Origin of the sequence: Varibaculum prostatecancerukia (assembly GCF_943169825.2) — a bacterium.
GTDB classification, from domain to species: Bacteria; Actinomycetota; Actinomycetes; order Actinomycetales; family Actinomycetaceae; genus Varibaculum; species Varibaculum prostatecancerukia.
Genome location: NZ_OW968402.1, coordinates 1,885,177 through 1,897,193 on the forward strand (window position 1 = coordinate 1,885,177; position 12,017 = coordinate 1,897,193).

At 51.4% G+C, this 12,017-nt stretch carries 10 protein-coding genes; 6 read left to right on the top strand and 4 right to left on the bottom strand.

The window, feature by feature from the left end; translation table 11 throughout:
- The first annotated feature begins 113 nt into the window (after window positions 1-113).
- Window positions 114-1,502: an oligosaccharide flippase family protein gene (locus KO216_RS08135; RefSeq protein WP_215523715.1), complete on the top strand. Its 1,389-nt coding sequence runs from the start codon at window positions 114-116 to the stop codon at window positions 1,500-1,502.
- Between the two features lie 18 nt (window positions 1,503-1,520).
- Here KO216_RS08135 and KO216_RS08140 read toward each other — a convergent pair whose 3' ends face one another.
- The 3 genes from KO216_RS08140 to KO216_RS08150 form a co-directional block, all read right to left on the bottom strand.
- On the bottom strand, window positions 1,521-2,510 hold the full coding sequence (locus KO216_RS08140; protein ID WP_215523716.1) for a glycosyltransferase family 2 protein: 990 nt from the start codon (window positions 2,508-2,510) through the stop codon (window positions 1,521-1,523).
- Between the two features lie 14 nt (window positions 2,511-2,524).
- Window positions 2,525-3,451, bottom strand: a complete 927-nt coding sequence (locus tag KO216_RS08145; RefSeq protein WP_215523717.1) for a LicD family protein — start codon at window positions 3,449-3,451, stop codon at window positions 2,525-2,527.
- A 116-nt stretch (window positions 3,452-3,567) separates the two neighbouring features.
- Window positions 3,568-5,370 (bottom strand): polysaccharide biosynthesis protein, encoded by a 1,803-nt coding sequence (locus KO216_RS08150; RefSeq protein ID WP_309547302.1) that lies wholly within the window; start codon window positions 5,368-5,370, stop codon window positions 3,568-3,570.
- A 146-nt stretch (window positions 5,371-5,516) separates the two neighbouring features.
- Between KO216_RS08150 and KO216_RS08155 the strand changes: the two genes are divergently transcribed.
- Entirely contained in the window at window positions 5,517-6,734 is a 1,218-nt protein-coding gene (locus KO216_RS08155; protein WP_215523719.1) for a DegT/DnrJ/EryC1/StrS family aminotransferase, read from the top strand.
- On the top strand, window positions 6,734-7,357 hold the full coding sequence (locus tag KO216_RS08160) for a sugar transferase (protein WP_215523720.1): 624 nt from the start codon (window positions 6,734-6,736) through the stop codon (window positions 7,355-7,357). The genes KO216_RS08155 and KO216_RS08160 overlap by 1 nt, the downstream gene beginning before the upstream one ends.
- A gap of 99 nt (window positions 7,358-7,456) precedes the next feature.
- Here the strand turns inward: KO216_RS08160 and KO216_RS08165 are convergent, their stop codons facing one another.
- Entirely contained in the window at window positions 7,457-8,761 is a 1,305-nt protein-coding gene (locus tag KO216_RS08165) for a TrpB-like pyridoxal phosphate-dependent enzyme (RefSeq protein WP_215523721.1), read from the bottom strand.
- A 337-nt stretch (window positions 8,762-9,098) separates the two neighbouring features.
- Here KO216_RS08165 and KO216_RS08170 point away from each other — a divergent pair, with 337 nt between their 5' ends.
- From KO216_RS08170 to KO216_RS08180, 3 genes are all read left to right on the top strand, one after another.
- Window positions 9,099-10,121: a methionine ABC transporter ATP-binding protein gene (locus KO216_RS08170; protein WP_215523722.1), complete on the top strand. Its 1,023-nt coding sequence runs from the start codon at window positions 9,099-9,101 to the stop codon at window positions 10,119-10,121.
- Window positions 10,118-10,858 carry a methionine ABC transporter permease gene (locus tag KO216_RS08175; protein WP_251452007.1) on the top strand — a complete coding sequence of 247 codons (741 nt, stop codon included), beginning with the start codon at window positions 10,118-10,120 and terminating at the stop codon, window positions 10,856-10,858. Before KO216_RS08170 ends, KO216_RS08175 begins: the two co-directional genes overlap by 4 nt.
- 183 nt (window positions 10,859-11,041) lie before the next feature.
- Window positions 11,042-11,866, top strand: a complete 825-nt coding sequence (locus KO216_RS08180) for a MetQ/NlpA family ABC transporter substrate-binding protein (protein ID WP_215523723.1) — start codon at window positions 11,042-11,044, stop codon at window positions 11,864-11,866.
- Window positions 11,867-12,017: the final 151 nt, after the last annotated feature.

A 12,017-nucleotide genomic window follows, 5' to 3' on the forward strand; every position in this document is an offset into this window, starting at 1 on the left:
CGTTTCGGGTAACAATAACTATGCCTCTCTAGCGGTTTGTCCGTTACTAGATATTGATTTACCATGCTTTACTTGTAGACGTTAAGTCTAACGCAGTGAATCTAAGGAGAAGCGTGGCGATAGAAAATAAAGGCACTCCCGACAGTGCTGAGCCTGTTTCCAGCGGCAACACTGTTTCCAGTGATGTTCCTGCTACTTCGAGCTCCGAACCTAAAACTACCGATTCTGGTGCTACAACTATTAAAGAAACCGGAAAAACCAAGAAGAAAAGGCTGCTAAAGAATACGATTTTTCTCTATGTCTTAGTGTTCTCCGGGTATTTCTTTTCCTTCATCACTGTCCCCTATCAAACCCGAGTGCTCGGCGCCGAACTCTACGGAAAAATCGGGTGGGCAATGGCGGTGATGGCGTACTTCAGTGTATTTATCGAGTTCGGGTTTTTACTGTCTGCCACTGCGTCAATCGCGGGAAATCGCGATGATAAAACCTATGTCGAAAAGGTGGTAGGAGCGGTAACCCTAGATAAATTACTGCTTACCCTTCTCAGCCTGGCAGTTCTCGCCCCCATGGCGTTTTTCTGGCAGAAAATGAGTTCAGATCCCTGGTTCTACCTGCTATGTTTCCTCTCGGTTTCTTCGGCGAGTTTCATGCTCGATTTCTTCTACCGCGGTATCGAAGAAATGCAAACCATCACCATCGCCTCGGTTTTCTTACGAGCTCTCTTCACCATCGGAATTTTTGTTTTCATGCACAAACCCCAAGACTACTGGATGGTTCCTGCGCTGAACCTGGGAGGTAACCTCCTCGCAGCCGGCTACGTCTACGGACACATGATTTTTAAACTCGGTTATAAAATTCGCTGGCCCGGTCTGGGCTTCGCCTGGCAAATCTTAAAAGAGTCCACTTGGTTTTTCCTATCCCGAGTAGCCAGCACTATTTATACCGCTACCAATATCTTCCTTCTCGGGTTCGTCTATCCGGTAGCCAGCATCCCCATCGGCGTCTACACCGCAGCCGACAAACTGCTCGGGGTAATGAAACAAACCATGGGACCAATATCCGACAGTCTTTATCCCTATATGGTGCGCAACCGCGACTTCAAACTCCTAAAGAAAATACTGCTCTCGTTAATGCCGGTAGTAGCGCTGGGATGCATAGTAGTTGCGATTATCGCCGAGCCTATGTGTTCTTGGTTCTTTGGGACTCAGTTCCGTGATGCTGGAAAAGTATTGCGCCTGATGATGCTTATCCTATTTATTACTTTGCCGGTCTACCTTCTGGGATTCCCCACCCTCAGTCCCCTGGGGGGCGCAAAAGCAGTTAACCAATCGGTGATCGTAGCTTCTATTTTCCACGTCTTTGCTCTCTGCGTAACCTTCGTCCTCGGCTACCTAAATATCTACTCGGTGGTGCTACTTACCTTCTGCACCGAAATGATTATTCTTATTTACCGAGTGGTTGCAGTATCTAAATACTGGAAGAAATCAAAAGCCGGGTTGTAATCCTGCCAGCACAGTTAGTTACTTTAAGCGCAAGGCGATTCCATAAATAAACGTGGCTACCGCGATAGTTATGCGTGCCGTCACTACCGTGGCAGCATCTATTTTCCGCAGTCCTTTTAGAGGTATCCGTCTAGCCAGTTTCTGCACTCGTTTTTTCAAAGAACGGTAGCGGGGATCTTGGCGGTAACTAGGATCGGCGGAGTACTCCACCAGGCAGTTGATCCCGGCTTTAAACGCTGCCAGGAGCGCGAGTTTCGCTTGCGGGAGGTGTAGATCGCTCAACAACCTATAGTGTTCTTCGTAAAAATCAATCCCGTCTCTATGTTTCCAGGAGGGAGTAGCCATTATTGAGGACTCGTTACAACGATAGTGATAAAGCGGTGCGCGAGTGAGCGCAACCCGTTCAGACTGTAGCAACACCGGAAGCGCTACCGCTACGTCCTCGTGGAGACGTCCTTCAGGAAAATGCAGATTTTTATAGATTCGCCGCGGATACAGTTTAGATACTGCCACCGTAAGCTGCTGTAAGAGCAGTCCCCCATACAGCTGCGTTATCGCTTCATTCTGGGAATATAGGCGCCAATTCGCTTCTTGAGCAGGCTGACTCATGGAGTACAGCTCGCGATCGTCAGAAAATCTAGCCAGCCCACATACCGCTAAATCAGCTTGCAGCTTTGAAATCCCTTCCATCAGTAGCCGCACAAAATCTGGATGCAAGGAATCATCGGAATCAACAAAGCAAAGATAATCCCCATGCGCCCGCGCTAAACCAAAATTTCGCGCGCTAGAAAGTCCCCCATTGGGTTTACTGACTACTTCCAGTCGCGGATCAGCGTAACTTTCTGCTATCGCCAGTGAACCATCGGGGGAACCATCATTTACCACGATTACCTGCAAATTTTTGTAGCTCTGCGCTAACACGGAATCAAGACAGATACGCAGATATTTTTCTACGTTATAAACCGGAATAACCACAGAAACTAGCGGCTCACTGCTGTCATGCTGCATTGTAATCGTTTCTTTTAGTCGCTTATCCCTGCTTTTCGAGGATCAAAACGCCCGTTGGTCATGTATTCCTGATAAGGAGTATCTAAATCCATGAAATAAACTGCGTGCTTGGGTTGCTGTTGCTCAATGGGGGGCGGGTTAAGATAATCGTCACCGAACTCGGCACGCAAATAGGCGTCCCAGTCAGCAGGCATCCGGAACTGCTGTTGTGTTCCCGCTACTTCCAGTGGCATATCGATTCCTTGACCAAACCATTTACGCCGGAAGGGGACGATTATAAGCTTTGGATCGTCACAAATCCTTGCCGTCCATTCATGGCGGTCATAATCCCATTTACTCATTTGCTTCTCACAAGCCCGCCATAGTTTATATCGCCAGCGGGGATGGGGCACTAGCGCTAACGCCACCTTCGCCCCCAAAGCCACTACTTTGCCGTGGTTTTTCGGCACTTCGGCCACGTTATACAAATTGAAGAGTTCTCCCATTAGCACCTGCCACCACCAAGCTAGGGACTTTGGCTGAGGTGCTCCATCTAGCGGAAAAATATCGATGGTCAACCCTTGGGGAATTTTTTTATCTATTTGATAAGGGGTTACCAAGGTAGTGAAGTTGTCACAGATTTTTGCCATTACATCCCCGGCATGGGTATTCGCGCCGGTACGGACATAGCTAAAACGCTCGGTATCGGCTTCCCGATTCCAAAGGCTGGCAAGTCGTTCATAATCGGGGCGAGGCATATAGACATCTACATCATCATCCCAGGGAATAAATTTCCCATCGCGAGCCGCGCCAATCACGCAACCTCCGCAACCATAAAAACGCAGCCCACGTTGATCACAAAAATCCGCGAAATACTGGTAGATCTCCCAAGACTTCTCTTGCATCTTTCGCAGTTCATCGGCACTCACCGGACGCGTCTTAGCTGCCCCAAAGTTTTCCATCTCTCCATCCTCCTTGATTATTTTCAGTAATCTCGATTCCCGATTGCGCCCTGCCGGTCGCTCATCCATCCTGGGAAAACAGATACTTAACTTTAAGTTATCCTATCTATCTGCGACTATTGATAGAGCACCTGGTCTTTCGCGGTCACGAAATCGTGCTCTGCCATTAAGGCTTCCGGAGAGATTTCAGGGACAGTAGTATGCGAAATTAGCGGATGGAAGGGACGCTCGTCCTTTTCGGCCTCAAAATGCAACACTTCGGAGAGCTTTTCCCCGGGACGCATCCCCGTAATCTTGATTTCAATATCCTTCCCGCTCATTTCAATCATGCGCCGCGCCACGTCAATGATTTTTACCGGCTCACCCATATCTAGTACCAGTACCTCACCGGGACGACCAATCGCTCCCGCTTGAATCACTAGGGCGCACGCTTCCGGAATAGTCATAAAGAAACGTTCCACATCCGGGTGAGTAATGGTGATGGGTCCTCCCTTCTCAATCTGGGAGGTAAAAGTCCAAAGCACCGAGCCGCGCGAGCCTAAAACATTACCGAAACGCACGCTAACGTAGCGCCAGCCCTTGTCAGCCACCTGCTGAGAATGGTGTGCCACTATCCGCTCCGCCATCCGTTTAGAACGCCCCAACACCGTAGTAGGTTCAGCAGCTTTATCGGTAGAGATATTTACCAGGTTAGTAACCCCGTACTCCACTGCCAGCTCTACCACGTTCTTCGATCCCAAAACATTGGTTTTCCACCCCTCGTCCGGGTATTGCTCCAGCATCGGTAAATGCTTGAGCGCGGCGGTATGGAAAATAACTTCCGGATGGTGGGTTTCAAAGATCGCGCGCAGCGCCTCCCTATCCCGAATGTCGCAGAGGGCGAAATCGGGGGTATCCAGCATCCCGGATCCATAAAGGTCCAGTTGCATGGCATGCAACTCGGATTCATCCCGGTCTAGCAGCACTAATTCTGCCGGATTCAAGGCTTTCACCTGACGGCAAATCTCGGAACCGATGGAGCCACCCGCACCAGTTACCAGCACCCGTTTACCTGTCACATAACTGGCGATTTGCTTTAGGTTAGTTTTGATTTCCCGCCGCCCCAACAGGTCAGTCACGTTCATCTGGCGAATATTGCTTAAATCAACTTTCCCATCTAGCATCTCCCCTACTTGCGGAGCTACCAGCAGTTTTAAACCGGCATCTTTTGCTAACTGTGAGTACGCGCTTTTAACATCCCGCAACTGCACACTGGAATCTGCTGGATCAGGATGCTCGGCATTAATAGAGAAAATCGCGGTAGTTACCCCTAGTTTTTTCGCTATCTCCGCTAAATCCTGTCGTTTGCCGCGAACCGGAACCCCGCGCAGCCGCAAATTCCGCTTCGCCGAAGCATCGTCAATCAAAGCCACTGGAATATAGGGAGATTGGGTATCCACCTGCATCTGATTAATCAGCTGTTCGCCAGCGATCCCCGCGCCGATGATAATCACCGGCTCCGGATCCTCGACCCCATTGCGGCGTGCCTTTTTGAAAAGCCGCCAAAAAACTCGCGCGCTGCTCATAATTAATAGCCCCAGAGCCGGGCTGGCTACCGCCACCACAATACTGACGAAGCGACCGGGATACACCAGGGTAAATAGCGCACCTACCACTGCCGATGCCACAACGATGACCCCTAAGCTGACTACCTCTTCGAATGAGGCAATCCAGTAACGGTTCATATAGTGCTTCGAGAGCAAACCGGCAACCGCTTGCACCACTATCGCGACCACCGCGAAAACTAGAATCGCTTGTTCATCCAGCGAGCTCAAGGTGAAATCAAACCTGAGCCAAGAAATAATAACTACTGCCAGAACCCAACTGATAATATCCGTCGCCAGTAAAATACCGCGTCGCAGCCACGTAGGAATAAACACGTATCCTCTTTTCTGCCTATTCATAAAACCTAAAGCCATTCTAGCGTTTACTCAGTACTTACCTAAAGACAATGCCGCCGCTAAAGGAACAAAGATATTAGTGAGATAATGGCAGCAGGATTGCATGCTGACCGAAAGGCTAAAAAATGAAAGTGCCATTTTCTCCTCCTGACATTAGGGAACAAGATATTGAGGCAGTAGTAGAGGTACTGCGCTCAGGTTGGATCACCTCCGGCCCAGTGGGGGAAAAGTTCCGCAAAGCACTGACGGAGTTTTCAGGAACCGCCGGAACCATGCTGCTTAACTCGGCAACTGCTGGTCTTAAGAATGCCCTGCGGTTTTTGGGGATTGGCCCCGGCGATGAGGTAATCGTTCCCGCCTACACCTATACCGCTTCGGCCTCTGTGGTTGCTCACGTAGGGGCAAAAATCGTAATGGTAGATGTGGAACCAGGCGACTACTTTACTTCTGCTCAGCGCATTCGGGCTGCTATCACCCAGAATACGAAAGCGATTATCCCCGTGGATTTAGCGGGACGGATGGTTGATACTGCACCGATTTATGAAGCGATTGAGGATGCCCAGCCACTTTTCCACCCGGGGAATGCCCTCCAAGAAACCTTAGGGCGCGTCGCCCTGATTATTGATGGCGCGCATTCTTTGGGAGCTACCGGATATGGGATGCATTCGGGGCAAGCCGGCGATTTCACCGCTTTTTCTTTCCATGCAGTCAAGAATTTAACTACTGCCGAGGGCGGCGCCCTGACTTGGCGTGCAGAAAATCCTTTGGCGGATCAGGTAGAGCACTTCGTAAAACTCAACACTTTGCATGGGCAGTCTAAATCGGCGCTAGAAAAAACCAATAGCGCGGGTTGGGAGTACGATGTCCTTTTCCCTGGCTATAAAGAGAATATGCCCGACACCCTGGCGGCTTTGGGGTATTCCCAGTTGCAGCGCTATCCACAGATGATAGCGCGCCGCCACCAGATTATTGATTCCTACACCCAGGCACTAGCGGATCTGCCGGTGACGGCGCTGGCTCATAGTGGCACTGATGCTCAAGGGCGTAGCTGGAATAGTTCCGGCCACCTCTATTTACTTTCCCTAGACACCCTGGGACTGGCGGAACGTAACCAGTTCATTGAAGAAATGTTTAACCGGGGGATCTCGTGCAATGTACACTACAAGCCGCTACCGCTGCTGACTGCCTATCGTGACCTGGGGTTCAAGATTGATGATTTCCCGAATGCTTACGAGGCATACTGTCACGAGGTCACGCTACCTCTAAACACGGTATTAGACGATAACCAGGTAGAATACGTGCAGGAAACTGCTAAAGAAATTTTGTCTAGGATGACGAAATAATGTTTCCGGCAGACGCAAGGAAAAAATCTGTGGACGCTAAAGAGATTATTGACCGCGCTATTGCGGCGGCGGCATTGATAGTGCTCAGCCCCCTATTTGCGGTGACCGCGCTGGCTATCAAACTTGATTCTTCCGGGCCGGTATTTTTCCGGCAAGAAAGGATCGGACGCTTCGGGGTTCCCTTCCATATCCACAAATTTCGCACCATGCGCAATGAAAAACCGAAGAAAAATATCTCTGCCAGCGGTGATCCGCGAGTAACTAGGGTGGGGCGGATCCTGCGGAAAACCAAGATTGACGAGTTAGCGCAACTCATAGATGTTGCTCAAGGATCTATGTCACTGGTGGGGCCGCGTCCGGAAGTACCGGAATATGTGGAGCAGTGGCCGCAAGACAGGAAAGCACTGATTCTTTCTGTGCGCCCCGGAATCACTGACCCGGCCTCGATTGTTTATCGTAATGAGGCCGACGAGTTAGCCAGTGCCGCCGACCCGGAACGCTACTATACCCAGGTATTGATTCCTAAGAAGACCAAAATGTATGCCGATTATGTGCGGTCTCGCTCTTTGCTGGGTGATTTCCGGATTATTTTGCAAACCATTGCCACTGTTGCGCGCGGGTAGCTAAATACCCGGAAAAGAAAATACAACTGGCGCATATATAGCACACGAATAGCTAGAGGCGGCGAGGAAAACCCCCGCCGCCTCTAGCAGTAAATTCAGTTACTTCTCTAGCACCTGGTGGTAGGCCGCCAAGTCCAGCACCCCGTTACCGGAAAGCCCAATCAGCACCACCTGATCATCGCCAGCCTCCCCGGAACGGATGAAGTCCAGCGCCCCCGCAATCGCGTGGGTAGATTCGGGGGCCGGAATGATTCCCTCGGAGCGCGCGAACTCGAGCCCAGCCGCAAAGGTCTGTTCTTGCGGATAAGCGCGCGCCTCCATCAATCCCAGGTGGTAGGCGTGCGAAACCATCGGCGCCATCCCGTGATAACGCAAACCACCAGCATGAATGGGATCCGGCACGAACTCATGACCCAGGGTGTACATCTTCATTAAGGGGGTCAGACCCGACATATCCCCGAAGTCGTAACGGTATTCGCCTTGCGTCAGCGAGGGGCAGGCTGCCGGTTCACAGGCCACTACCCGCGCGTTCTTGCCTTCGCGCAGATTCTCGCCGATAAAGGGAGTAGCCAGACCACCCAGGTTAGAGCCACCCCCGGCGCAACCGAAAATGAAGTCCGCGCCGGATTCGCCGGCTTTAGCCAGTTGAACTTGTGCCTCCAAGCCAATTACCGTCTGGTGGATAATCACCTGATTCATTACCGAGCCCAAAGCGTAGTGCGCCTGCGGATCCGAAACCGCAGATTCCACCGCCTCCGAAATTGCCATCCCTAGAGAACCGGAAGTATCGGGGTTTTCGGCTTGGATCCGGCGGCCTGCCTCGGTGCGATCGGAGGGCGAACTCCAACATTTCGCGCCGTAAGTCTCCATCTGCATGCGCCGATAGGGCTTTTGATCATAGGAGGAACGTACCTGCCACACTTCACATTCCATTCCCAGCATGGAGCAGGCCATCGCCAGGGAAGCACCCCACTGCCCAGCCCCAGTTTCGGTGGTGAGCCGTTTAATCCCGGCCACCGCGTTGTAGTAGGCCTGGGCTAATGCCGAGTTCGGTTTATGGGACCCGGCCGGAGAATTACCTTCATACTTGTAGTAGATGCGGCATTTAGTGCCTAGTTCTTGCTCCAAGTTGTGCGCGCGATAAAGCGGCGCCGGACGGAAATTGGTATAGAGTTCCCGGATTCGCTGGGGAATCTCGATATAGCGTTCCTTGCTCATCTCCAGTTCGATGAGCCCGGGAGCAAACAGGGGCTCCAGATCTTTCGCGGTAATCGGTTCGCGGGTCTGCGGGTTCAGGTAGGGAGGCATCGGCTCCGGGAAGTCCGCGACCAGGTTGTACCAGCGAGCAGGAATGTGGTTATCGATCGGAAATCCTAAGGGTTGGATTCTAGGGTTATCAGTCATCTTTTCTTTTGCTCCTCATTGAAATATCACTTCTATTAAATAGTTTCCGCTGGCGGGAGACAAAAAAATACCCGCCACCTGGCGGGTTCTATAAATGCCTGAAAGAAAGGACCCGCCTAGGCGAGCCACCACCACTGAATCGATTTGATCGCTGTTTCTTCCATGCCCCTATGCTAACGAAAACGTGAGAGCGACTACAAGCCGTCTCAAAAGTTGGCGTTTTGCTTTTCAGAGCTTTAGTCTAAACGTAGCCATCAAGAGCAGTGCAGAGACCTGGCTCGCGCACTGCAGCAACCGATAAGACGGTGCTAATGCCAGGACCGATGGGAAGGAACTTATGAGTATCGGCAAAGCGGAAAAGCCGCTGATTGAGTTGCGGGACGTCTATAAAATTTATCCCCGCAAGAAACAGGACCAGCTGCACGCCCTCGATGGTATCTCCCTAAAAATTGGGGCCGGGGAAATCCACGGCATTGTGGGACAGTCGGGAGCCGGAAAATCTACGCTGATTCGTTGCCTGACCGCTTTGGAACATCCCACTTCGGGCGAAATTCTGGTGGCGGGGCAAAATCTTTCCACCCTTTCTGAAAAGCATTTGCGCCAGGCACGCCGCTCGATTGGGATGGTGTTCCAGGCGGCTAACCTTCTGGATTCGCGCACTGCTGCCGGCAATATTGCCTATCCGCTGTATTTGGCGGGACAAAAACGCGGGGATCGCCACGAGCGGGTTCAAAAGCTGCTAGATCTGGTGGGGCTGCATGACCGGGGATCCTCTTATCCCTCCCAACTTTCCGGGGGGCAACAGCAGCGAGTAGGGGTCGCCCGGGCGCTGGCCGATGAGCCGCAAGTGTTACTGTGCGATGAACCTACCAGCGCTTTGGATACCGAATCCACCCAGCAAATCCTGCATTTAATCAAAGATGTACATGACCGCCTGGGCGTAACCGTAGTGATTATTACCCACGAGATGAGCGTAGTCCGCGAGATTTGCACCCACGTCACTTTGCTAGAAGGCGGAAAGATCGTACAGACCGGTTCGGTGGAGGACGTAGTCAAGAATCCGTCTTCGCGGCTGGCAAAAGACCTGGTTCCGCCCCCCAATGTTGACGAAGAAGTAACTTTAGACGGCGAGCCCGCCTCGGTAGTAGATATTGCTTTTACTTCTTCGCCGGGGGTACCCACCGGATCTAAAGTTATGGATCTGGTGGCTAGCCTGGGCGGCGATATTGTGGCCGGAACGTTTGAAACCGTGGGAACCACGCAGGTTGGTCGTCTAGCTCTGGGAGTTAAAACCACGGAACTGGACAGTTTTATTCGCGAAATGGAAAATCATCACATCTATACGGAGGTGCGGGCATGAGTCTTATCGTTACTACCTCACAGGTTGCGAACATCATGCCCATGGCTGCGGATGCTTCCGGTAGATGGTTTTCCAATCCGGTGATTGCTAATGATCTTCTGAATGCCACGTTAGAAACTATCTACATGTCGCTATGGTCGGGATTTTTCTCGATTCTGCTGGGGCTGCCGATTGGTTTGCTGCTGGTAGCTACCGCTCCGGCGGGACTGCTATCAGGTTCGAAGGTCGCGCGAGTGCTCTACGCAGTGTTGGGATTCATCGTTAACGTGGGGCGCTCACTGCCCTTCGTTATTTTGATGATTTCGATTATTCCTTTTACTCGCCTGCTGGTAGGCAGCGTTTTGGGGTGGAAAGCGGCAGTAGTTCCACTGACGCTGGCGGCGGCGCCGTTCTTTGCCCGCCTGGTGGAATCCAATGTGCAAGGGGTAGAAAGCGGCAAACTAGAGGCGGCAAAAATGGCGGGCGCCTCTAACTGGCAAATCATGATGGGAGTGCAGGTGCACGAAGCGTTGCCGGCCCTAATCCAGTCAGTTACCGTTACTTTGATTTCTCTGATTGGTTACGGGGCGATGGCGGGTACTTTGGGTACCGGTGGCCTGGGGGCGCTTGCCATAAACTACGGTTACAACCAATTTATGGGTGACGTGATGCTAATCGTGGTCATCGACATCCTGCTGATCGTGGTCATCGTACAGTGGGTCGGCGACATGCTTAGCCGGCTGGTCGATCACCGCTAAGGAAAAACCAGTCGGAGTTTGTTCCGCTAGATTTTAGCGGTCTAGTTAAAAATTTTGTTCCCTGGCACCGCGCTAGGTAGCTCGGGAAAGCTTTTGTCCTCGTCCGCTCTATAGACGCAGGCGAGGACGGGCAAGAAAACTTTGTAAACTACCTAAAAAACAACTAATTAAAAGGAAAAGAAAATGAAAACTTGGAAGAAAATTATTGCTGCAGCGGGAGCTGCTGGTCTGGCCTTAAGTCTGGCTGCTTGCGGCGGTAGCTCCGCTGGTGGCGACACCAAACTGATCGTAGGGGCTTCCCCTAATCCGCATGCGAAGATCTTGCGTTACGTGGCCGATAACTTGGCTAAGAAGCAGGGCATCGAGTTGGAGATCAAAGAGTACACCGACTACGTCCAACCGAATGAAGCCCTGAATTCTGGGGATCTGGATGCCAACTATTATCAGACGGTTCCCTACTTCGATGAGAACACCGCCAAGAACAACTGGCAGTTCGATCACGGCAAGGGAATCCACCTAGAGCCGCTAGGAATTTATTCCGAAAAGCTCAAGGATATTAAGGATCTGAAGGACGGCGCCAAGATTGGGATCATCAACGACCCCACTAACCAGGCGCGTGCCCTAAAACTACTGGCCGACAATGGTTTAATTAAGTTGCCGAAGGATGAGAAGCAGCAGAAAGTATCGGTGATTGCCAAGTCTAAAGAGTACAATCCGCGTGGCTTTGAGCTGCCTGAGGTGGAAGGTGCGCAGTTAGTGCGCGCCCTAGCTGACCTAGATGTCGCGGTGATCAACGGTAACTTTGCTCAACTTGGAGGCAAGAAGCCCTCTGAAGCCTTGATCTTGGAATCTACCAAGAATAATCCTGCGCTAAATATTCTGGCTTGGAAGAAGGATTCTGAAAAGGTAGAGGCGATTAAGAAGCTGGACACTTTGCTGCACTCTCCGGAAGTCAAGGCTTACATTGAAAAGACCTGGCCGGACAAGTCAGTGCTACCCGGTTTTTAATCCGACTAACCAAGTCGCTTTAAAAATCTAATCGCCTTAAATCTCAGGGGCGGGGTCGAAGAAAATATTCGACCCCGCCCCTGTTTATGTTCTTTAGGTCTACAAATAGTTACGGCGATTAGTCCGCAGCTACCAATATCCGCAAGAATAA